Origin of the sequence: Burkholderia sp. MBR-1, from assembly GCF_013822785.1 — a bacterium.
Classification (GTDB): Bacteria; Pseudomonadota; Gammaproteobacteria; order Burkholderiales; family Burkholderiaceae; genus Burkholderia; species Burkholderia vietnamiensis.
This window is the reverse complement of sequence record NZ_CP053609.1, coordinates 154,515-173,205: the sequence shown is the minus strand read 5'-3', so window position 1 is coordinate 173,205 and position 18,691 is coordinate 154,515. Positions and strand designations below refer to the sequence as shown.

Sequence of the window (18,691 nt, the reverse complement as noted above, 5' to 3'; positions counted from 1 at the left end):
ATTTCTCATTCATGTCCCGCGCCCTCGAAATCCTCGACGAAGTCTTCGGTTATTCCGCCTTTCGCGGCCAGCAGGGCGAGATCGTCGAACACGTCGCCGGCGGCGGCGATTGCCTCGTGCTGATGCCGACGGGCGGCGGCAAGTCGCTGTGCTACCAGATTCCTGCGCTGCTGCGCCGCGAGGTCGGGCAGGGCGCCGGCATCGTCGTGTCGCCGCTGATCGCGCTGATGCAGGACCAGGTCGCCGCGCTGCGCGAAGTCGGCGTGCGCGCCGCGTACCTGAACTCGACGCTGTCCGGTGCCGAGGCCGCCGCGACCGAGCGTGCGCTGCGCGAAGGCGAGATCGATCTGCTGTACGTCGCGCCGGAGCGTCTGATGACCGGCCGCTTCCTCGAGCTGCTCGAGCGCGCGAGGATCGGCCTGTTCGCGATCGACGAGGCGCACTGCGTGTCGCAGTGGGGGCACGATTTCCGGCCTGAATACATCCAGCTGTCGGTGCTGCACGAGCGTTTCCCGTCGGTGCCGCGCATCGCGCTGACGGCCACCGCCGACGCGATCACGCGCGACGAGATCATCCATCGTCTCGCGCTCGACGATGCGCGCGTGTTCGTGTCGAGCTTCGACCGCCCGAACATCCGCTACCGGATCGTCGAAAAGGACAACGCGCGCGCGCAGCTGCTCGACTTCATCCGCGCCGAACACACGAACGCGGACGGCACGACCGACGCGGGCGTCGTCTACTGCCTGTCGCGTCGCAAGGTCGAGGAGACGGCCGAATGGCTGAAGGCGCAAGGCGTGCGCGCGCTGCCGTATCACGCGGGGATGGAGTTCGAGGTGCGGCAAAAGCACCAGGAAATGTTCCAGCGCGAAGAAGGCGTCGTGATGTGCGCGACGATCGCGTTCGGCATGGGCATCGACAAGCCCGACGTGCGCTTCGTCGCGCACCTCGATTTGCCGAAGAGCGTCGAGGGCTACTACCAGGAAACCGGCCGCGCCGGGCGCGACGGTTTGCCGGCGAACGCCTGGATGGCGTACGGCCTCGGCGACGTCGTGCAGCAGCGCAAGATGATCGACGAATCCGATGCGGACGACGCGCACAAGCGCGTGCAAACGTCGAAGCTCGACGCGCTGCTCGGGCTGTGCGAGACGATCTCGTGCCGGCGCGTGCGCTTGCTGAATTACTTCGGCGAGGCGAGCGAGCCGTGCGGCAACTGCGATACCTGTCTCGAGCCGCCCGATTCGTGGGATGCGACGCGCGAGGCGCAGATGGCGCTGTCGTGCGTGTTCCGCGCGCAGCGCGCGAGCGGCTTCAATTTCGGCGCGAGCCATCTGATCGAGATCCTGCGCGGCGCGCGCACCGAGAAGGTCCTGCAGCGTGGCCACGATCAATTGAGCACCTTCGGGATCGGCGCGGCGCTGTCCGAGCCCGAGTGGCGCGCGATTTTCCGGCAACTGGTCGCGTACGGCTATCTGGCCGTCGATCACGGGGGCTTCGGCGCGCTCGTGCTGACCGAGGCCGCGAAGCCGGTGCTGAAGAATGAGGAGAAGGTGACGCTGCGCCGCTACGTGAAGCCGCAGCGCTCCTCGCGCCAGTCGTCCAGCCGCAGCGGCACGCGCGTCGACCCGACGGCCGGCATGGGCGCCCGCGAGCGGGCACGCTGGGACGCGCTGCGTGCATGGCGCGCGGAAACCGCGAAGTCCGACGGCGTGCCGGCGTATGTGATCTTCCACGACGCGACGCTCGCCGAAATCGCGCGCAACGCGCCGGAGACGATCGAAGACCTGCGCCATATCCCCGGCATGGGCGTGCGCAAGCTCGAACGCTTCGGCGACGAGATCATCGACGTCGTCGAATCGGCGTGATCGAAGCGTGACGGCGGCGCGCGGGCAGCACGACCGTGTCCGTCCCAACCGTCGACGTAAACCGGCCGCGCGCCCGGCAAATCACGCAAGCCGTTGACTTAGTTGGTATTTCCGGAATATGATGTTGGGTTCCGGTATTCGGTGGGCCGAGTCGCGTCGAGCGCTGTTCGAAGGTTCGTGCCCGTATCGCCGGTTCGGAAGTCAACTGTGCGCCGATTTTCGCTTTGCCCGAAATCGGTGTGCAGATTTTGTTCAATTTCAGGAATAAACAATGCCAACCATCAACCAACTGGTTCGCAAAGGCCGTCAGTCGGAAACGACGAAGAGCAAGAGCCCGGCCCTGCAGGACTGCCCCCAGCGTCGCGGCGTGTGCACCCGTGTGTACACGACGACGCCGAAGAAGCCGAACTCGGCACTCCGTAAGGTTGCCAAGGTTCGTCTGACGAACGGCTTCGAAGTGATTTCGTACATCGGCGGTGAAGGCCACAACCTGCAGGAACACTCGGTTGTGCTGATCCGCGGCGGCCGTGTGAAGGACTTGCCGGGTGTGCGTTACCACATGGTTCGCGGCTCGCTGGATACCCAGGGCGTCAAGGACCGTAAGCAAGCGCGCTCGAAGTACGGCGCGAAGCGTGCAAAGGCTGCCAAGTAAGCAGTTTTTGATCAGGGATCGCCGCAGGGCGGTCAAGGCGGGAGTGCCGGATTGCCGGTGCTGTCGAGTAAGTGGTCACCCGGCCAAGCTGGTTAGTCGTGAAGATGTGATCGGGTTTGTTGGTGGCCGCGGAGCTGGATGCAGCTCCAACTGAACAGGTAAAGGAAGAATCATGCCGCGTCGTCGCGAAGTCCCCAAGCGGGAAGTGTTGCCGGATCCGAAGTTCGGCAACGTTGATGTAGCCAAGTTCATGAACATGCTGATGCTGTCCGGCAAGAAGTCGGTTGCAGAACGCATCGTTTATGGCGCATTCGAACAGATCCAGACCAAGGGTGGCAAGGACCCGCTGGAAGTGTTCACCGTTGCGCTCAACAACGTGAAGCCGGTGGTCGAAGTGAAGAGCCGCCGCGTTGGTGGTGCCAACTATCAAGTTCCGGTCGAAGTGCGCCCGTCGCGTCGTATGGCATTGGCGATGCGCTGGCTGCGTGAGGCTGCGAAGAAGCGCAGCGAGAAGTCGATGGCTCTGCGTCTGGCAGGCGAACTCTCCGAAGCGGCCGAAGGCCGTGGCGGCGCGATGAAGAAGCGCGATGAAGTTCACCGCATGGCAGAAGCCAACCGCGCGTTCTCGCATTTCCGTTTCTAAGCGCCTGGCTGGGCTGTAGCGGAAATAAATTCCGGGCGGGTGCGCTTTTCAGGCGCCTCGCCCGTTTGTGTTGAGGCGTGATGCAGCAGGGCTGCGTCACGTCATCCCAGTAGAGGATCAAAGTGGCTCGCAAGACTCCCATCGAGCGCTACCGCAATATCGGTATTAGCGCTCACATCGACGCCGGCAAGACGACGACGACCGAGCGCATTCTGTTTTACACCGGTGTGAACCACAAGATCGGTGAAGTCCACGACGGCGCAGCAACGATGGACTGGATGGAGCAGGAACAGGAGCGTGGCATCACGATCACGTCCGCTGCAACCACGGCCTTCTGGAAGGGCATGGGCGGCAACTATCCGGAACACCGCATCAACATCATCGACACCCCGGGCCACGTCGACTTCACGATCGAAGTCGAGCGCTCGATGCGCGTGCTCGACGGCGCGTGCATGGTCTACTGCGCAGTGGGCGGCGTGCAGCCGCAGTCGGAAACGGTGTGGCGCCAGGCGAACAAGTACAAGGTGCCCCGTCTCGCGTTCGTCAACAAGATGGACCGTACCGGCGCGAACTTCTTCAAGGTCTACGACCAGCTCCGTCTGCGCCTGAAGGCGAACCCGGTTCCGGTCGTGGTGCCGATCGGCTCGGAAGAAAACTTCAAGGGCGTGGTCGACCTGATCAAGATGAAGGCGATCATTTGGGACGAAGCGTCGCAAGGCACGAAGTTCGACTACGTCGACATCCCGGCCGAGCTCGCGGAAACCTGCAAGGAATGGCGCGAAAAGATGGTCGAAGCGGCTGCTGAAGCCAGCGAAGACCTGATGAACAAGTACCTGGAAGAAGGCGATCTGCCGGAAGCCGACATCATCAAGGCGCTGCGCGACCGTACGATCGCGTGCGAAATCCAGCCGATGCTGTGCGGTACCGCGTTCAAGAACAAGGGCGTGCAGCGCATGCTCGACGCCGTGATCGACTTCCTGCCGTCGCCGGTCGACATTCCGCCGGTCAAGGGCGAACTCGAAAACGGTGAAGCGGCAGAGCGCAAGGCATCGGACGAAGAGAAGTTCTCGTCGCTGGCGTTCAAGATCATGACCGACCCGTTCGTCGGCCAGCTGATCTTCTTCCGTGTGTACTCGGGCGTCGTCAACTCGGGCGACACGCTGCTGAACTCGACCAAGGGCAAGAAGGAACGCCTCGGCCGGATTCTGCAGATGCACGCGAACCAGCGTGAAGAAATCAAGGAAGTTCGCGCCGGCGACATCGCCGCTGCGGTCGGCCTGAAGGAAGCAACCACGGGCGACACGCTGTGCGACCCGGCGAACCCGATCGTTCTCGAACGCATGGTGTTCCCGGAGCCGGTGATTTCGCAGGCCGTCGAGCCGAAGACGAAGGCCGACCAGGAAAAGATGGGCCTCGCGCTGAACCGTCTGGCGCAGGAAGACCCGTCGTTCCGCGTGCAGACCGACGAAGAATCGGGCCAGACCATCATTTCGGGCATGGGCGAGCTCCACCTCGAAATTCTGGTCGACCGGATGAAGCGTGAATTCGGCGTGGAAGCAACCGTCGGCAAGCCGCAGGTTGCATACCGCGAAACGATCCGTTCGACGGCGAAGGACGTCGACGGCAAGTTCGTCAAGCAGTCGGGTGGTCGCGGCCAGTACGGTCACGCGGTCATCACGCTCGAGCCGAACGAGCAGGGCAAGGGCTACGAGTTCTTCGACGAGATCAAGGGTGGTGTGATTCCGCGTGAATACATCCCGGCGGTCGACAAGGGTATCCAGGACACGCTGAAGTCGGGCGTGCTGGCCGGCTTCCCGGTCGTCGACGTGAAGGTTCACCTGACGTTCGGTTCGTACCACGACGTCGACTCGAACGAAAATGCGTTCCGCATGGCCGGTTCGATGGCGTTCAAGGAAGCAATGCGCAAGGCGAACCCGGTCGTCCTCGAGCCGATGATGGCTGTCGAAGTCGAGACGCCGGAAGACTACATGGGCAACGTGATGGGCGACCTGTCGGGCCGTCGCGGTATCGTCCAGGGCATGGAAGACATGGTTGGCGGCGGCAAGATCGTTCGCGCCGAAGTGCCGCTGTCGGAAATGTTCGGTTACTCGACGTCGCTGCGCTCGCTGACGCAAGGTCGCGCAACGTACACGATGGAGTTCAAGCACTACGCCGAAGCTCCGCGCAACGTTGCTGACGCGATCATCAGCGCGAAGTCGAAGTAAATCTGAAGCTACCCAACCGATATTTTTTGAAAGAAGAGAATCATGGCAAAAGAAAAGTTTGAGCGGACCAAGCCGCACGTCAACGTTGGTACGATCGGTCACGTTGACCACGGCAAGACGACGCTGACGGCAGCGATCACGACGGTGCTGACGAAGAAGTTCGGCGGCGAAGCGAAGGCCTACGACCAGATCGACGCGGCACCGGAAGAGAAGGCGCGCGGCATCACGATCAACACGGCACACGTCGAGTACGAAACGGCGAACCGCCACTACGCACACGTCGACTGCCCGGGCCACGCCGACTACGTGAAGAACATGATCACGGGCGCAGCGCAGATGGACGGCGCGATCCTGGTTTGCTCGGCAGCAGACGGCCCGATGCCGCAAACGCGCGAGCACATCCTGCTGGCACGTCAGGTTGGCGTTCCGTACATCATCGTGTTCCTGAACAAGTGCGACATGGTGGACGACGCTGAACTGCTCGAGCTGGTCGAGATGGAAGTTCGCGAACTCCTGTCGAAGTACGACTTCCCGGGCGACGACACGCCGATCGTGAAGGGTTCGGCCAAGCTGGCGCTGGAAGGCGACACGGGCGAGCTGGGCGAAGTGGCGATCATGAACCTGGCAGACGCACTGGACACGTACATCCCGACGCCGGAGCGTGCGGTTGACGGCGCGTTCCTGATGCCGGTGGAAGACGTGTTCTCGATCTCGGGTCGCGGCACGGTGGTGACGGGTCGCGTCGAGCGCGGCATCGTGAAGGTCGGCGAGGAAATCGAAATCGTCGGTATCAAGCCGACGGTGAAGACGACCTGCACGGGCGTTGAAATGTTCCGCAAGCTGCTGGACCAGGGTCAGGCAGGCGACAACGTCGGTATCCTGCTGCGCGGCACGAAGCGTGAAGACGTGGAGCGCGGCCAGGTTCTGGCGAAGCCGGGTTCGATCACGCCGCACACGCACTTCACGGCTGAAGTGTACGTGCTGAGCAAGGACGAAGGCGGCCGTCATACGCCGTTCTTCAACAACTACCGTCCGCAGTTCTACTTCCGTACGACGGACGTGACGGGCTCGATCGAGCTGCCGAAGGACAAGGAAATGGTGATGCCGGGCGACAACGTGTCGATCACGGTGAAGCTGATTGCGCCGATCGCGATGGAAGAAGGTCTGCGCTTCGCAATCCGCGAAGGCGGCCGTACCGTCGGCGCTGGCGTCGTCGCCAAGATCATCGAGTAACATCGACGATCCGCGGGCCCTTCACGGGCTCGCGCCTCACGGCAGCTGTCGTGCCGTCGAAACCGGGTGTCCAGTTTGATCTGGCGCCCGGTTTTTTTGTGGTGCGCGCAGCGTGGTATTGACAAATGCGCGCCACCGCTTTGATTTTTCGTGTAGAATCGCGGGCTTAGCAGTGGAAGTACCGTTCGGGACGTGTCGCCTCGCTCCCCGCAGGCAACAGGTCTCGCGTTCTTTTAGTGTCCGGCGATGCAAGATCGCCTCGCTCTTTTCAAGGAATCGTCATGCAGCAACAGAAAATCCGCATTCGCCTGAAGGCTTTCGACTATCGTCTGATCGATCAATCGGCTGCCGAGATCGTCGATACCGCGAAGCGGACTGGCGCAATCGTCCGTGGCCCGGTGCCGCTGCCGACGCGCATTCAGCGTTTTGACATTCTGCGTTCGCCGCACGTCAACAAGACGTCGCGCGATCAGCTCGAAATCCGTACCCACCAGCGCCTGATGGACATCGTCGACCCGACGGACAAGACGGTTGACGCGCTGATGAAGCTCGATCTGCCGGCAGGCGTCGACGTGGAAATCAAGCTGCAGTAAGGCTTCCGGCGCCGTCGGGCTTGCCGGGCGGTGCTAAGTCTTTGTATTGCTTGCGGAAATCGAAGAGTCGGGCTATACTGCTTGGCTTTTCGCGCATTCGCGTAAAAAAGTCGGGCCTTGCGTGCCCGGCATTTTGTAAATCAGCCCCGACCAATCGCAGTCGGGAATGGAGAAAATGATGAGCCTTGGACTCGTAGGTCGCAAGGTTGGCATGACCCGTATCTTCACGGCTGAAGGGGATTCGATTCCCGTCACCGTGCTGGACGTGTCGGACAACCGCGTGACGCAGATCAAGACTGTTGAAACCGACGGCTACACGGCCGTGCAGGTTGCATTCGGCTCCCGCCGCGCATCGCGCGTGACGAAGCCGCTGGCAGGTCATCTCGCCAAAGCCGGTGTCGAAGCCGGTGAAATCCTCAAGGAATTCCGCATTGACGCGGCCAAGGCAGCCGAGCTGTCGAATGGCGCCGTGGTCGGTGCAGATCTTTTCGAAGTAGGCCAGAAGGTCGACGTGCAAGGCGTGTCGATCGGTAAGGGCTACGCCGGTACGATCAAGCGTTACAACTTCTCCTCCGGCCGTGCCACGCACGGTAACTCGCGCTCGCACAACGTGCCGGGCTCGATCGGTATGGCGCAGGATCCGGGTCGCGTTTTCCCGGGTAAGCGCATGACGGGTCACCTCGGTGACGTTACGGTGACGGTGCAGAACCTCGAAATCGCTCGTATCGACGCAGAGCGCAAGCTGCTGCTCGTCAAGGGCGCGATTCCGGGCGCGAAGGGCGGCAAGGTTTTCGTGACGCCGGCCGTCAAGACCAAGGGGGCGAAATAATGGAACTCAAGCTCCTGAACGAAAATGGTCAGGAAGGTGCAGTGGTCAACGCGTCGGACGTCGTGTTCGGTCGTGACTACAACGAAGCGCTGATCCACCAGGTCGTCGTCGCGTACCAGGCGAATGCTCGCCAGGGTAACCGCGCACAGAAGGACCGTGAGCAAGTCAAGCACACCACCAAGAAGCCGTGGCGTCAGAAGGGTACGGGCCGCGCTCGTGCCGGTATGTCGTCGAGCCCGTTGTGGCGTGGCGGTGGTCGCATCTTCCCGAACTCGCCGGAAGAGAACTTCTCGCACAAGGTCAACAAGAAGATGCATCGCGCAGGTCTCTGCTCGATCTTCTCGCAGCTGGCCCGTGAAGGCCGTCTGTCGGTCGTCGAGGACATCATCCTCGAAGCGCCGAAGACCAAGCTGCTGGCCGACAAATTCAAGACCATGGGTCTCGACTCCGTCCTGATCATCACGGATACGGTCGACGAGAACCTGTACCTGGCTTCGCGCAACCTGCCGCACGTGGCGATTGTCGAGCCGCGCTACGCTGACCCGCTGTCGCTGATCTACTTCAAGAAAGTGCTGGTCACGAAGGCTGCGGTCGCCCAGATCGAGGAGTTGCTGTCATGAGCGAGATTCGCAAGAACGATCATCGTTTGATGCAGGTCCTGCTCGCACCGGTGATTTCCGAAAAGGCGACGCTGGTTGCCGACAAGAACGAGCAGGTCGTGTTCGAAGTCGCACCGGATGCCACGAAGCAGGAAGTGAAGGCGGCTGTCGAGCTGCTGTTCAAGGTTGAGGTTGATTCGGTCAACGTGCTGGTTCAGAAGGGCAAGCAAAAGCGCTTCGGCCGTTCGATGGGCCGTCGCAAGGACGTGAAGAAGGCGTACGTTTGCCTGAAGCCCGGCCAGGAAATCAACTTTGAAGCGGAGGCCAAGTAATCATGGCAATCGTGAAAGTTAAACCGACTTCGCCGGGTCGCCGCGCGATGGTCAAGGTGGTCAACAAGGATCTGCACCAGGGCAAGCCGCACGCGGCACTGCTCGACACGCAGAGCTCGACCGCCGGCCGTAACAACAACGGCCGCATCACCACCCGCCATAAGGGCGGTGGTCACAAGCATCACTATCGTATCGTCGACTTCCGTCGCACGAAGGATGGCATTCCGGCAAAGGTCGAGCGTCTCGAGTACGACCCGAACCGCAGCGCGAACATTGCGCTGGTGCTCTACGCTGACGGCGAACGTCGCTACATCATCGCCCCGAAGGGCCTGACCGTCGGCCAACAGCTGATGTCGGGTTCGGAAGCGCCGATCCGTGCAGGCAACACGCTGCCGATCCGCAACATTCCGGTCGGTACGACGATCCACTGCATCGAGATGCTGCCGGGCAAGGGCGCGCAAATGGCGCGTTCGGCTGGCACGTCGGCCATGCTGCTGGCGCGTGAAGGCGTCTACGCGCAGGTTCGTCTGCGCTCGGGCGAAATCCGCCGCGTGCACATCGAGTGCCGTGCAACGATCGGTGAAGTCGGCAACGAAGAGCATAGCCTGCGCCAGATCGGCAAGGCTGGCGCGAACCGCTGGCGCGGTATCCGCCCGACGGTGCGTGGCGTTGCGATGAACCCGGTCGATCACCCGCACGGTGGTGGTGAGGGCAAGACGGCTGCAGGTCGCGATCCGGTGAGCCCGTGGGGCACGCCGACCAAGGGTTATCGCACCCGCAGCAACAAGCGCACGACGACGATGATCGTCCAGCGCCGTCACAAGCGTTAAGGAGTAGGCAATGGCACGTTCTGTAAAAAAAGGTCCGTTCTGCGACGCCCATTTGCTGAAGAAAGTTGAGGCGGCTGCAGCTTCGCGCGACAAAAAGCCGATCAAGACCTGGTCGCGTCGCTCGACGATTCTGCCGGATTTCATCGGCCTGACGATCGCTGTTCACAACGGCCGTCAACACGTTCCGGTGTACATCTCGGAAAACATGGTCGGCCACAAGCTTGGCGAGTTCGCACTGACCCGTACGTTCAAGGGTCACGCAGCCGACAAGAAGGCCAAGAAATAAGGGGCAATCAAGATGGAAGTGAAAGCAATTCATCGCGGTGCCCGCATCTCGGCGCAAAAAACGCGCCTTGTGGCTGACCAGATCCGCGGTTTGCCGGTCGACAAGGCGCTGAACGTTCTGACGTTCTCGCCGAAGAAGGCGGCTGGCATCGTGAAGAAGGTTGTGCTGTCGGCAATCGCGAATGCGGAGCACAACGAAGGCGCCGATATCGACGAGCTCAAGATCAAGAGCATCTACGTCGACAAGGCTGCATCGCTCAAGCGTTTCACCGCGCGCGCCAAGGGCCGCGGTAACCGCATCGAGAAGCAATCCTGTCACATCACTGTGACGGTCGGGAATTAAGGAGCCATACGATGGGACAGAAAATTCATCCGACTGGCTTCCGCCTGGCTGTCAGCCGCAATTGGGCTTCGCGTTGGTACGCGAACAACAACAATTTCGCGGCGATGCTGCAGGAAGACATCGGTGTTCGTGAATACCTGAAGAAGAAGCTGAAGAACGCTTCGGTCGGTCGGGTCGTCATCGAGCGTCCGGCAAAGAACGCGCGCATCACGATTTACAGCTCGCGTCCGGGCGTCGTCATCGGCAAGAAGGGCGAGGATATCGAACAGCTGAAGACGGAACTGCAACGCCGCATGGGCGTGCCGGTTCACGTCAACATCGAAGAGATCCGCAAGCCGGAAACCGATGCTCAACTGATCGCTGACTCGATCACGCAACAGCTCGAGCGCCGGATCATGTTCCGTCGCGCGATGAAGCGTGCGATGCAGAACGCGATGCGTCTGGGTGCCCAGGGCATCAAGATCATGAGCGCAGGCCGTCTGAACGGTATCGAAATCGCTCGTACGGAGTGGTATCGCGAAGGTCGCGTGCCCCTTCACACGCTGCGCGCCGATATCGACTACGCAACCTCGGAAGCGAAGACGACCTACGGCATCATCGGTGTCAAGGTTTGGGTTTACAAGGGCGACACGCTCGGCCGCAATGACGCGCCGGTGGTCGAAGAAGTAGCCGAAGACAAGCGTCCGCGTCGCAATGCGCGTCCGGGCGACCGTCGTCCGCGCCGTGACGGCGAAGGCGGCGCTCCGGGTGCTCGTCGTGGCGCACCGCGCCGCGGCGCCGGCAAGCCGGAAGACGGCAAGACTGGAGAATAACGATGCTGCAACCGAAACGCAGGAAGTATCGCAAAGAGCAGAAGGGTCGTAACACCGGCAAGGCGACGCGCGGCAACGCGGTGTCGTTCGGTGAATTCGGCCTGAAGGCGATCGGTCGCGGCCGTTTGACCGCGCGTCAAATTGAAGCAGCGCGTCGTGCAATGACGCGTCACATCAAGCGTGGCGGCCGCATCTGGATCCGGATCTTCCCGGACAAGCCGATCTCGCAAAAGCCGGCCGAAGTGCGTATGGGTAACGGTAAGGGTAACCCGGAGTACTACGTCGCCGAGATCCAGCCGGGCAAGATGCTCTATGAAATGGACGGCGTAACCGAAGAACTGGCACGCGAAGCGTTCCGTCTGGCTGCAGCGAAGCTGCCGCTGAAGACGGCGTTCATCGTGCGCCAGCTCGGCGCCTAAGGAGAAAACATGAAGGCTTCCGAACTTCTCCAGAAAGACCAGGCCGCGCTCAACAAGGAGCTGGCGGACCTGCTGAAGGCGCAATTCGGCCTGCGCATGCAACTCGCGACCCAGCAGCTCACGAACACGAGCCAGCTGAAGAAGGTTCGTCGCGACATCGCACGTGTGCGGACCGTCATGACTCAGAAGGCGAACCAGAAATGAACGATAGCGTGAAAACCTCGCTGAAGCGGACGCTGGTCGGTCGGGTCGTCAGCAACAAGATGGACAAGACCGTCACCGTGCTGATCGAGCACCGCGTCAAGCACCCGATCTACGGCAAGTATGTCGTGCGTTCGAAGAAGTACCACGCGCACGATGAAGCGAACACCTGCAACGAAGGCGATCTCGTCGAAATCCAGGAAACCCGTCCTGTTTCGAAGACGAAGGCCTGGACGGTGTCGCGCCTCGTCGAAGCAGCTCGCGTCATCTAAGCGGGCAGAGCAGTAGGCAGTAACAGGCACTTCGCCATGAAGTGCTTGAAATCGCAAAGTTTTTGCTTGCGTGACCGGGATTATTTGTTATAATCCCGGTCTTCCCTCTTTATGGGAGCCCCGTCGCGGGCGAAGTTGGTGGGGGAAGCGGACTGGCGCCAGCCTGTCCGAAAGATTCACCGAATTGCGATGGCGGGTTTCGTTTGCCGTCGCTGCTGTTCCAACCCAAGCAGCCGATTGGCTGACGGGACCAAGACTGACCGTATGCATCATGGTGGTGCATCCGGATTAAGTTGGGAAAGACAAACCATGATCCAGACCGAATCTCGGCTCGAAGTAGCCGACAACACGGGTGCGCGTGAAGTCATGTGCATCAAGGTGCTCGGCGGCTCGAAGCGTCGTTATGCCGGCATTGGCGACATCATCAAGGTGACCGTCAAAGAAGCAACGCCGCGCGGGCGCGTGAAGAAAGGCGAAATCTACAACGCCGTGGTGGTCCGCACCGCCAAGGGTGTTCGCCGTCAAGACGGCTCGCTGATCAAGTTCGACGGCAACGCCGCTGTGCTTTTGAATAACAAGCTTGAGCCGATCGGCACCCGCATTTTCGGGCCGGTGACGCGTGAGCTGCGTAGCGAACGATTCATGAAGATCGTTTCGCTGGCGCCGGAAGTGCTGTAAGGAGTCGCGATGAACAAGATTCGCAAAGGTGACGAAGTGATCGTCGTCACTGGCAAGGACAAGGGCAAGCGCGGCGTCGTGCTGGCTGTCGGTGCTGAACATGTGACGGTTGAGGGTATCAACCTCGTCAAGAAGCATGTGAAGCCGAACCCGATGAAGGGTACGACGGGCGGCGTGGAAGCGAAGACGATGCCCCTGCATATTTCGAACGTCGCACTGGTCGACGCGAATGGCAAGGCGTCGCGTGTTGGCATCAAGGTCGAGGAAGGCAAGAAGGTTCGCTTCCTGAAGACGACCGGTGCCGTACTGAGCGCCTGACGCAGCGGAGTAAAAAATGGCTCGTTTTCAAGAGTTTTACAAAGAAAAGGTTGTGCCCGGCCTGATCGAGAAGTTCGGTTACAAGTCGGTCATGGAAGTGCCGCGCATCACCAAGATCACGCTGAACATGGGTCTTGGCGAAGCGATCGCTGACAAGAAGGTCATTGAGAACGCCGTTGGCGACCTCACGAAGATCGCCGGTCAGAAGCCGGTCGTCACGAAGGCACGCAAGGCAATCGCAGGCTTCAAGATCCGCCAGGGCTATCCCATCGGCGCGATGGTGACGCTGCGCGGCCGTGCGATGTACGAATTCCTCGACCGTTTCGTGACCGTTGCCCTGCCCCGCGTGCGTGACTTCCGCGGCGTGTCGGGTCGTGCCTTCGATGGCCGCGGCAACTACAACATCGGTGTGAAAGAGCAGATCATTTTCCCCGAAATCGACTACGACAAGATCGACGCACTGCGTGGGCTGAACATCAGCATCACGACGACTGCGAAGACCGACGACGAAGCAAAGGCTCTGCTCGCCAGCTTCAAGTTCCCGTTCAGAAACTGAGGTTACCGTGGCTAAACTGGCACTGATCGAACGTGAAAAGAAGCGCGCCCGCCTGGTCGCGAAGTTCGCAGCAAAGCGCGAAGCGCTGAAGGCGATCGTCGAAGACCAAAGCAAGTCGGAAGAAGAGCGCTACGAAGCACGCCTGGAGCTGCAGCAACTGCCCCGCAACTCGAACCCGACCCGCCAGCGTAACCGCTGCGCGATCACGGGCCGTCCGCGTGGCACGTTCCGTAAATTCGGCCTCGCGCGCAACAAGATTCGTGAAATCGCATTCCGTGGCGAGATTCCTGGCCTGACCAAGGCGAGCTGGTAATAGGAGAAACGTAAATGAGCATGAGTGATCCTATCGCCGATATGCTGACTCGCATCCGCAACGCGCAGATGGTCGAGAAGGTATCGGTCGCGATGCCCTCGTCGAAGGTCAAGGTTGCAATCGCGCAAGTCCTGAAGGACGAAGGTTATATCGACGATTTCGCCGTGAAGGCGGAAGGTGCGAAGTCCGAACTGAATATCGCGCTGAAGTACTACGCAGGTCGCCCGGTCATCGAACGCCTCGAGCGCGTGTCGAAGCCTGGTCTGCGCGTGTACCGCGGTCGTAACGACATTCCGCAGGTCATGAACGGCCTGGGCGTGGCAATCGTTTCGACGCCGAAGGGCGTGATGACCGACCGCAAGGCGCGCGCTACCGGCGTCGGCGGCGAAGTCATCTGCTACGTCGCTTAAAGCCGAGGAGAGAGAAACATGTCTCGAGTAGGTAAGAGCCCGATCGCGCTGCAAGGCGCGGAAGTCAAGCTGGCCGACGGTGCGATCACCGTCAAGGGCCCGCTGGGCACCATCACGCAGCCGGTGAATCCGCTCGTGAACGTGGCGAACAACGACGGCACGCTGAATCTGGCGCCGGTCAACGAAAGCCGCGAAGCAAACGCAATGTCGGGCACGATGCGCGCGATCATCGCGAACGCCGTGCACGGCGTGACCAAGGGTTTCGAGCGCAAGCTGACGCTGGTTGGCGTCGGTTACCGTGCGCAAGCGCAAGGCGACAAGCTGAACCTGTCGCTGGGTTTCTCGCACCCGGTGGTGCACCAGATGCCGGAAGGCGTCAAGGCTGAAACTCCGACGCAAACCGAAATCGTGATCAAGGGGATCAACAAGCAACAAGTCGGTCAAGTAGCTGCGGAAGTTCGCGGTTACCGTCCGCCGGAGCCCTACAAGGGCAAGGGCGTGCGCTATTCCGACGAGGTTGTGATCCTCAAAGAAACGAAGAAGAAGTAAGGGTGCGCAATCATGGATAAGACTCAATCTCGCCTGCGCCGCGCTCGCCAGACGCGTATCAAGATCGCTGAGCTGCAGGTCGCGCGTCTCGCCGTGCATCGCACGAACACGCACATCTACGCTCAAGTGTTCTCGCCCTGCGGCACCAAGGTGCTCGCCAGCGCGTCGACGCTCGAAGCAGAAGTGCGCGCCGAACTCGCCGACAAGTCGGGCAAGGGCGGCAACGTTAATGCCGCGACGCTGATCGGCAAGCGTATTGCCGAAAAGGCAAAGGCTGCCGGCATCGAATCCGTCGCCTTCGACCGCTCGGGCTTCCGCTACCACGGCCGCGTCAAGGCGCTGGCTGAGGCAGCTCGCGAAGCTGGGCTCAAGTTCTAAGGGAAGGAATTCGTCATGGCAAAGATGCAAGCGAAAGTTCAGGCTGACGAACGCGACGACGGCCTTCGCGAAAAGATGATTTCGGTCAATCGCGTGACCAAGGTCGTGAAGGGTGGCCGTATTCTCGGCTTCGCCGCACTGACCGTGGTCGGCGATGGTGATGGCCGCATCGGTATGGGCAAGGGCAAGGCGAAGGAAGTGCCGGTCGCTGTCCAGAAGGCAATGGAACAGGCTCGCCGCAACATGTTCAAGGTGCCGCTCAAGAACGGCACGCTGCAGCACGAAGTGCACGGCAAGCATGGCGCATCCGCAGTCCTCCTCGCTCCGGCGAAGGCAGGTACGGGCGTGATCGCCGGCGGCCCGATGCGCGCAGTGTTCGACGTGATGGGCGTGCAGAACGTCGTGGCGAAGAGCCACGGTTCGACGAACCCGTACAACCTCGTTCGCGCCACGCTGGACGGTCTGCGCAAGCAGTCGACCCCGGCAGACATCGCGGCGAAGCGCGGCAAGTCCGTCGAAGATATTTTGGGCTAAGCCCGGGTGGTCACCATGTCTGAAAAAACTGTCAAGGTTCAGCTCGTGAAGAGCCTGATCGGGACCCGCGAATCGCACCGTGCGACCGTGCGTGGCCTGGGCCTGCGCCGACTCAACTCGGTTAGCGAGCTGCAGGATACGCCGGCGGTCCGCGGCATGATCAACAAGGTCTCGTACCTCGTTAAGGTCATCGCGTAAGCGGCCCTACGGATCAAGGAGTTGATATGGAATTGAATAACCTGAAGCCGGCCGCTGGTGCAAAGCACGCCAAGCGTCGCGTCGGCCGCGGCATCGGTTCGGGCCTCGGCAAGACGGCTGGCCGTGGTCACAAGGGGCAGAAATCGCGTTCGGGCGGCTTCCACAAAGTCGGTTTCGAAGGCGGTCAGATGCCGCTGCAACGTCGTCTGCCGAAGCGCGGCTTCACGTCGCTGACGAAGGAATTCGTCGGTGAAGTGCGCCTGGGCGACCTCGAGAAGCTGCCGGTCGATGAAATCGATCTGCTCGCACTGAAGCAAGCCGGCCTGGTCGGCGAGCTGACGAAGAGCGCAAAGATCATCGCGACGGGCGAACTGAAGCGCAAGATCGTCGTGAAGGGTCTGGGCGCCACCAAGGGTGCGCGCGCTGCGATCGAAGCGGCTGGCGGTTCGTTCGCCGAGTGACACGCGTAGCGCGTCGTTACTTGCATTCATCGGAGAAGGTACTTGGCTAACAGCCCGAGTCTTGCAAAACCCGGTCGAAGCACGGCGAAATTCGGCGATCTGCGTCGGCGAGCGATGTTCCTGCTCCTGGCGCTGATCGTCTATCGCATCGGCGCGCACATCCCCGTGCCGGGCATCGATCCGGATCAACTGGCGAAGCTGTTCCAGAGTCAGGCGGGCGGCATCCTGGGCATGTTCAACATGTTCTCGGGTGGCGCACTGTCCCGCTTCACGATCTTCGCGCTGGGGATCATGCCGTACATCTCGGCATCGATCATCATGCAGTTGCTGGCGATCGTCTCGCCGCAGCTCGAGGCGCTGAAGAAGGAAGGGCAGGCAGGGCAACGGAAGATCACGCAGTACACGCGGTATTTCACCGTGGTGCTCGCGACCTTCCAAGCGTTCGGTATCGCGGCTGCGCTGGAAAACCAGCCTGGCCTCGTGATCGATCCCGGCATGCTGTTCCGGCTGACGACGGTCGTGACGCTGGTTACCGGCACGATGTTCCTGATGTGGCTGGGTGAGCAGATCACCGAGCGTGGTCTCGGCAACGGCATCTCGATCATCATCTTCGGCGGGATCGCAGCAGGGTTCCCGAATGCCGTCGGTGGGCTGTTCGAGCTGGTGCGTACGGGTTCGATGAGCATCATTTCGGCGATCATCATCGTCGTTCTGATCGCCGCGGTGACTTACCTGGTCGTGTTCATCGAACGCGGGCAGCGCAAGATCCTCGTGAACTACGCGAAGCGCCAGGTCGGCAACAAGATCTACGGTGGCCAGTCGTCGCACTTGCCGCTGAAGCTGAACATGTCGGGCGTGATTCCGCCGATCTTCGCATCGTCGATCATCCTGTTCCCGGCCACGATTCTCGGCTGGTTCAGCACGGGTCAACCGTCGGGAAGCTGGATCTCCAACACGTTGCATAACGTCGCGGAGGCGCTGAAGCCGGGCCAGCCGGTCTATGTGCTGCTGTACACGCTGGCGATCGTGTTTTTCTGCTTCTTCTACACCGCACTGGTGTTCAACAGCAGGGAAACCGCGGACAACCTGAAGAAGAGCGGGGCGTTCGTTCCTGGCATCCGTCCGGGCGACCAAACCGCGCGATATATCGACCGCATCCTCACGCGTCTGACGCTGGCCGGTGCGATCTACATCGTCTTCGTTTGTTTGCTGCCGGAATTCCTGGTGCTGCGCTGGAACGTGCCGTTTTATTTTGGTGGAACGTCGCTGCTGATCATTGTCGTCGTCACGATGGACTTCATGGCGCAGGTGCAGTCGTACGTTATGTCGCAACAGTATGAGTCGCTGCTCAAGAAGGCAAACTTCAAGGGCGGCAACATCCCAATGCGTTAATTAAGGACTATGGCCAAAGACGATGTAATCCAGATGCAGGGTGAGGTGATCGAAAACCTCCCGAATGCGACCTTCCGTGTGAAGCTGGAAAACGGCCATGTCGTGTTGGGGCATATCTCCGGGAAGATGCGGATGCACTACATCCGTATCTTGCCGGGCGACAAGGTCACGGTTGAATTGACGCCTTACGATCTGTCTCGTGCGCGGATCGTGTTCCGGGCGAAGTGATTTGAAAAAAGGGTATTATCATGAAAGTGATGGCATCGGTTAAGCGCATTTGCCGCAATTGCAAGATCATCAAGCGCAAAGGCGTCGTTCGCGTGATCTGCAGCTCGGATCCGCGCCACAAGCAGCGCCAAGGCTGACCGCGCGTTTGTTTGCGCTTTTTGTTTGAGGAAAAACAATGGCTCGTATCGCAGGGGTTAACATCCCGAATCACCAGCATACCGAGATCGGCCTGACGGCAATCTTCGGTATCGGCCGCACGCGCTCGCGCAGCATCTGCTCGGCAGCTGGCGTGGAATTCTCGAAGAAGGTCAAGGACCTGACCGACGCAGACCTCGAAAAGCTGCGTGAGGAAGTGGGCAAGTTCATCGTCGAAGGCGACCTGCGCCGTGAAGTGACGATGAACATCAAGCGCCTGATGGACCTCGGTTGCTACCGTGGTGTTCGTCATCGCAAGGGCCTGCCGATGCGTGGTCAGCGTACGCGTACGAACGCACGTACCCGCAAGGGTCCGCGTCGTGCAGCGCAAGCGCTGAAGAAGTAAGCGGA

General features: G+C 60.9%; 30 protein-coding genes. All 30 read left to right on the top strand.

Going from position 1 to position 18,691, the window contains the following annotated elements; all coding sequences use genetic code 11:
• The first annotated feature begins 11 nt into the window (after window positions 1-11).
• The 30 genes from recQ to rpsM all read left to right on the top strand — a co-directional run bounded on the left by recQ (window position 12) and on the right by rpsM (window position 18,686).
• On the top strand, window positions 12-1,862 hold the full coding sequence (recQ, locus tag MBR110_RS00855; RefSeq protein WP_011883002.1) for a DNA helicase RecQ: 1,851 nt from the start codon (window positions 12-14) through the stop codon (window positions 1,860-1,862).
• 271 nt (window positions 1,863-2,133) lie between these two features.
• A complete protein-coding gene (gene rpsL / locus MBR110_RS00850; protein ID WP_006400662.1) occupies window positions 2,134-2,514 on the top strand; it encodes a 30S ribosomal protein S12 in 381 nt (126 codons plus the stop codon).
• Between the two features lie 172 nt (window positions 2,515-2,686).
• Complete coding sequence (gene rpsG / locus MBR110_RS00845; RefSeq protein ID WP_006477195.1) at window positions 2,687-3,157, top strand: 30S ribosomal protein S7; 471 nt, start codon at window positions 2,687-2,689, stop codon at window positions 3,155-3,157.
• A 122-nt stretch (window positions 3,158-3,279) separates the two neighbouring features.
• Entirely contained in the window at window positions 3,280-5,382 is a 2,103-nt protein-coding gene (fusA, locus tag MBR110_RS00840) for an elongation factor G (RefSeq protein WP_011883003.1), read from the top strand.
• Window positions 5,383-5,424: 42 nt separating this feature from the next.
• A complete protein-coding gene (gene tuf, locus MBR110_RS00835) occupies window positions 5,425-6,615 on the top strand; it encodes an elongation factor Tu (RefSeq protein WP_011882996.1) in 1,191 nt (396 codons plus the stop codon).
• A 281-nt stretch (window positions 6,616-6,896) separates the two neighbouring features.
• Window positions 6,897-7,208: a 30S ribosomal protein S10 gene (rpsJ, locus tag MBR110_RS00830; RefSeq protein ID WP_004199280.1), complete on the top strand. Its 312-nt coding sequence runs from the start codon at window positions 6,897-6,899 to the stop codon at window positions 7,206-7,208.
• A gap of 178 nt (window positions 7,209-7,386) precedes the next feature.
• Window positions 7,387-8,037, top strand: coding sequence for a 50S ribosomal protein L3 (gene rplC / locus MBR110_RS00825; protein ID WP_006752926.1), 651 nt, complete (start codon window positions 7,387-7,389; stop codon window positions 8,035-8,037).
• A complete protein-coding gene (rplD, locus tag MBR110_RS00820) occupies window positions 8,037-8,657 on the top strand; it encodes a 50S ribosomal protein L4 (RefSeq protein ID WP_006477192.1) in 621 nt (206 codons plus the stop codon). The genes rplC and rplD overlap by 1 nt, the downstream gene beginning before the upstream one ends.
• Window positions 8,654-8,968 (top strand): 50S ribosomal protein L23, encoded by a 315-nt coding sequence (gene rplW, locus MBR110_RS00815; protein WP_004199275.1) that lies wholly within the window; start codon window positions 8,654-8,656, stop codon window positions 8,966-8,968. The genes rplD and rplW overlap by 4 nt, the downstream gene beginning before the upstream one ends.
• A 2-nt stretch (window positions 8,969-8,970) precedes the next feature.
• The gene (rplB, locus tag MBR110_RS00810) at window positions 8,971-9,798 is read left to right on the top strand and encodes a 50S ribosomal protein L2 (protein ID WP_011883004.1); all 828 of its coding nucleotides are present in this window, start codon (window positions 8,971-8,973) and stop codon (window positions 9,796-9,798) included.
• Window positions 9,799-9,808: 10 nt separating this feature from the next.
• On the top strand, window positions 9,809-10,084 hold the full coding sequence (gene rpsS / locus MBR110_RS00805; RefSeq protein WP_004199273.1) for a 30S ribosomal protein S19: 276 nt from the start codon (window positions 9,809-9,811) through the stop codon (window positions 10,082-10,084).
• A gap of 12 nt (window positions 10,085-10,096) precedes the next feature.
• Window positions 10,097-10,426 (top strand): 50S ribosomal protein L22, encoded by a 330-nt coding sequence (gene rplV, locus MBR110_RS00800; RefSeq protein ID WP_004199272.1) that lies wholly within the window; start codon window positions 10,097-10,099, stop codon window positions 10,424-10,426.
• An 11-nt stretch (window positions 10,427-10,437) separates the two neighbouring features.
• On the top strand, window positions 10,438-11,238 hold the full coding sequence (rpsC, locus tag MBR110_RS00795; protein WP_006482899.1) for a 30S ribosomal protein S3: 801 nt from the start codon (window positions 10,438-10,440) through the stop codon (window positions 11,236-11,238).
• Window positions 11,239-11,240: 2 nt separating this feature from the next.
• Window positions 11,241-11,657, top strand: coding sequence for a 50S ribosomal protein L16 (rplP, locus tag MBR110_RS00790; RefSeq protein WP_006482873.1), 417 nt, complete (start codon window positions 11,241-11,243; stop codon window positions 11,655-11,657).
• Between the two features lie 9 nt (window positions 11,658-11,666).
• Complete coding sequence (rpmC, locus tag MBR110_RS00785; RefSeq protein WP_006400652.1) at window positions 11,667-11,861, top strand: 50S ribosomal protein L29; 195 nt, start codon at window positions 11,667-11,669, stop codon at window positions 11,859-11,861.
• A complete protein-coding gene (rpsQ, locus tag MBR110_RS00780; protein ID WP_006752928.1) occupies window positions 11,858-12,130 on the top strand; it encodes a 30S ribosomal protein S17 in 273 nt (90 codons plus the stop codon). Before rpmC ends, rpsQ begins: the two co-directional genes overlap by 4 nt.
• Before the next feature lie 309 nt (window positions 12,131-12,439).
• Window positions 12,440-12,808, top strand: coding sequence for a 50S ribosomal protein L14 (gene rplN, locus MBR110_RS00775; protein ID WP_006752929.1), 369 nt, complete (start codon window positions 12,440-12,442; stop codon window positions 12,806-12,808).
• 9 nt (window positions 12,809-12,817) lie between these two features.
• The gene (gene rplX, locus MBR110_RS00770; protein WP_006477187.1) at window positions 12,818-13,126 is read left to right on the top strand and encodes a 50S ribosomal protein L24; all 309 of its coding nucleotides are present in this window, start codon (window positions 12,818-12,820) and stop codon (window positions 13,124-13,126) included.
• Between the two features lie 16 nt (window positions 13,127-13,142).
• Window positions 13,143-13,682, top strand: a complete 540-nt coding sequence (gene rplE, locus MBR110_RS00765) for a 50S ribosomal protein L5 (RefSeq protein ID WP_011883005.1) — start codon at window positions 13,143-13,145, stop codon at window positions 13,680-13,682.
• Window positions 13,683-13,689: 7 nt separating this feature from the next.
• A complete protein-coding gene (gene rpsN / locus MBR110_RS00760; RefSeq protein ID WP_011883006.1) occupies window positions 13,690-13,995 on the top strand; it encodes a 30S ribosomal protein S14 in 306 nt (101 codons plus the stop codon).
• Between the two features lie 14 nt (window positions 13,996-14,009).
• Window positions 14,010-14,405: a 30S ribosomal protein S8 gene (gene rpsH / locus MBR110_RS00755; RefSeq protein WP_006477185.1), complete on the top strand. Its 396-nt coding sequence runs from the start codon at window positions 14,010-14,012 to the stop codon at window positions 14,403-14,405.
• A gap of 18 nt (window positions 14,406-14,423) precedes the next feature.
• Window positions 14,424-14,954, top strand: coding sequence for a 50S ribosomal protein L6 (gene rplF, locus MBR110_RS00750; RefSeq protein ID WP_011883007.1), 531 nt, complete (start codon window positions 14,424-14,426; stop codon window positions 14,952-14,954).
• A 12-nt stretch (window positions 14,955-14,966) separates the two neighbouring features.
• The gene (gene rplR / locus MBR110_RS00745) at window positions 14,967-15,332 is read left to right on the top strand and encodes a 50S ribosomal protein L18 (protein ID WP_006477183.1); all 366 of its coding nucleotides are present in this window, start codon (window positions 14,967-14,969) and stop codon (window positions 15,330-15,332) included.
• A gap of 15 nt (window positions 15,333-15,347) precedes the next feature.
• On the top strand, window positions 15,348-15,866 hold the full coding sequence (gene rpsE, locus MBR110_RS00740; RefSeq protein WP_006752931.1) for a 30S ribosomal protein S5: 519 nt from the start codon (window positions 15,348-15,350) through the stop codon (window positions 15,864-15,866).
• A gap of 15 nt (window positions 15,867-15,881) precedes the next feature.
• Window positions 15,882-16,064 (top strand): 50S ribosomal protein L30, encoded by a 183-nt coding sequence (rpmD, locus tag MBR110_RS00735; protein WP_006400644.1) that lies wholly within the window; start codon window positions 15,882-15,884, stop codon window positions 16,062-16,064.
• Window positions 16,065-16,090: 26 nt separating this feature from the next.
• Complete coding sequence (rplO, locus tag MBR110_RS00730) at window positions 16,091-16,525, top strand: 50S ribosomal protein L15 (protein ID WP_006482880.1); 435 nt, start codon at window positions 16,091-16,093, stop codon at window positions 16,523-16,525.
• 42 nt (window positions 16,526-16,567) lie between these two features.
• On the top strand, window positions 16,568-17,917 hold the full coding sequence (gene secY / locus MBR110_RS00725) for a preprotein translocase subunit SecY (protein ID WP_006400642.1): 1,350 nt from the start codon (window positions 16,568-16,570) through the stop codon (window positions 17,915-17,917).
• A gap of 9 nt (window positions 17,918-17,926) precedes the next feature.
• A complete protein-coding gene (gene infA, locus MBR110_RS00720; RefSeq protein ID WP_004521905.1) occupies window positions 17,927-18,145 on the top strand; it encodes a translation initiation factor IF-1 in 219 nt (72 codons plus the stop codon).
• A 20-nt stretch (window positions 18,146-18,165) separates the two neighbouring features.
• The gene (rpmJ, locus tag MBR110_RS00715; protein WP_004199844.1) at window positions 18,166-18,282 is read left to right on the top strand and encodes a 50S ribosomal protein L36; all 117 of its coding nucleotides are present in this window, start codon (window positions 18,166-18,168) and stop codon (window positions 18,280-18,282) included.
• A 38-nt stretch (window positions 18,283-18,320) separates the two neighbouring features.
• Complete coding sequence (gene rpsM / locus MBR110_RS00710; RefSeq protein ID WP_006752933.1) at window positions 18,321-18,686, top strand: 30S ribosomal protein S13; 366 nt, start codon at window positions 18,321-18,323, stop codon at window positions 18,684-18,686.
• Window positions 18,687-18,691: the final 5 nt, after the last annotated feature.

Coding starts and splice junctions, on each gene's coding strand:
- recQ (WP_011883002.1), top strand. CDS start 12: ATGTCCCGCGCCCTCGAAATCCTCGACGAAGTCTTCGGTTATTCCGCC.
- rpsE (WP_006752931.1), top strand. CDS start 15,348: ATGGCAAAGATGCAAGCGAAAGTTCAGGCTGACGAACGCGACGACGGC.
- rpmC (WP_006400652.1), top strand. CDS start 11,667: ATGAAGGCTTCCGAACTTCTCCAGAAAGACCAGGCCGCGCTCAACAAG.
- rplW (WP_004199275.1), top strand. CDS start 8,654: ATGAGCGAGATTCGCAAGAACGATCATCGTTTGATGCAGGTCCTGCTC.
- infA (WP_004521905.1), top strand. CDS start 17,927: ATGGCCAAAGACGATGTAATCCAGATGCAGGGTGAGGTGATCGAAAAC.
- rpsL (WP_006400662.1), top strand. CDS start 2,134: ATGCCAACCATCAACCAACTGGTTCGCAAAGGCCGTCAGTCGGAAACG.
- rpsG (WP_006477195.1), top strand. CDS start 2,687: ATGCCGCGTCGTCGCGAAGTCCCCAAGCGGGAAGTGTTGCCGGATCCG.
- rplO (WP_006482880.1), top strand. CDS start 16,091: ATGGAATTGAATAACCTGAAGCCGGCCGCTGGTGCAAAGCACGCCAAG.
- rplP (WP_006482873.1), top strand. CDS start 11,241: ATGCTGCAACCGAAACGCAGGAAGTATCGCAAAGAGCAGAAGGGTCGT.
- rplV (WP_004199272.1), top strand. CDS start 10,097: ATGGAAGTGAAAGCAATTCATCGCGGTGCCCGCATCTCGGCGCAAAAA.
- rplN (WP_006752929.1), top strand. CDS start 12,440: ATGATCCAGACCGAATCTCGGCTCGAAGTAGCCGACAACACGGGTGCG.
- rpmD (WP_006400644.1), top strand. CDS start 15,882: ATGTCTGAAAAAACTGTCAAGGTTCAGCTCGTGAAGAGCCTGATCGGG.
- rplC (WP_006752926.1), top strand. CDS start 7,387: ATGAGCCTTGGACTCGTAGGTCGCAAGGTTGGCATGACCCGTATCTTC.
- rpsC (WP_006482899.1), top strand. CDS start 10,438: ATGGGACAGAAAATTCATCCGACTGGCTTCCGCCTGGCTGTCAGCCGC.
- rplF (WP_011883007.1), top strand. CDS start 14,424: ATGTCTCGAGTAGGTAAGAGCCCGATCGCGCTGCAAGGCGCGGAAGTC.
- rpsQ (WP_006752928.1), top strand. CDS start 11,858: ATGAACGATAGCGTGAAAACCTCGCTGAAGCGGACGCTGGTCGGTCGG.
- rplX (WP_006477187.1), top strand. CDS start 12,818: ATGAACAAGATTCGCAAAGGTGACGAAGTGATCGTCGTCACTGGCAAG.
- rpsH (WP_006477185.1), top strand. CDS start 14,010: ATGAGCATGAGTGATCCTATCGCCGATATGCTGACTCGCATCCGCAAC.
- rpsM (WP_006752933.1), top strand. CDS start 18,321: ATGGCTCGTATCGCAGGGGTTAACATCCCGAATCACCAGCATACCGAG.
- rplD (WP_006477192.1), top strand. CDS start 8,037: ATGGAACTCAAGCTCCTGAACGAAAATGGTCAGGAAGGTGCAGTGGTC.
- rplE (WP_011883005.1), top strand. CDS start 13,143: ATGGCTCGTTTTCAAGAGTTTTACAAAGAAAAGGTTGTGCCCGGCCTG.
- rpmJ (WP_004199844.1), top strand. CDS start 18,166: ATGAAAGTGATGGCATCGGTTAAGCGCATTTGCCGCAATTGCAAGATC.
- tuf (WP_011882996.1), top strand. CDS start 5,425: ATGGCAAAAGAAAAGTTTGAGCGGACCAAGCCGCACGTCAACGTTGGT.
- rplB (WP_011883004.1), top strand. CDS start 8,971: ATGGCAATCGTGAAAGTTAAACCGACTTCGCCGGGTCGCCGCGCGATG.
- rpsS (WP_004199273.1), top strand. CDS start 9,809: ATGGCACGTTCTGTAAAAAAAGGTCCGTTCTGCGACGCCCATTTGCTG.
- rpsJ (WP_004199280.1), top strand. CDS start 6,897: ATGCAGCAACAGAAAATCCGCATTCGCCTGAAGGCTTTCGACTATCGT.
- rplR (WP_006477183.1), top strand. CDS start 14,967: ATGGATAAGACTCAATCTCGCCTGCGCCGCGCTCGCCAGACGCGTATC.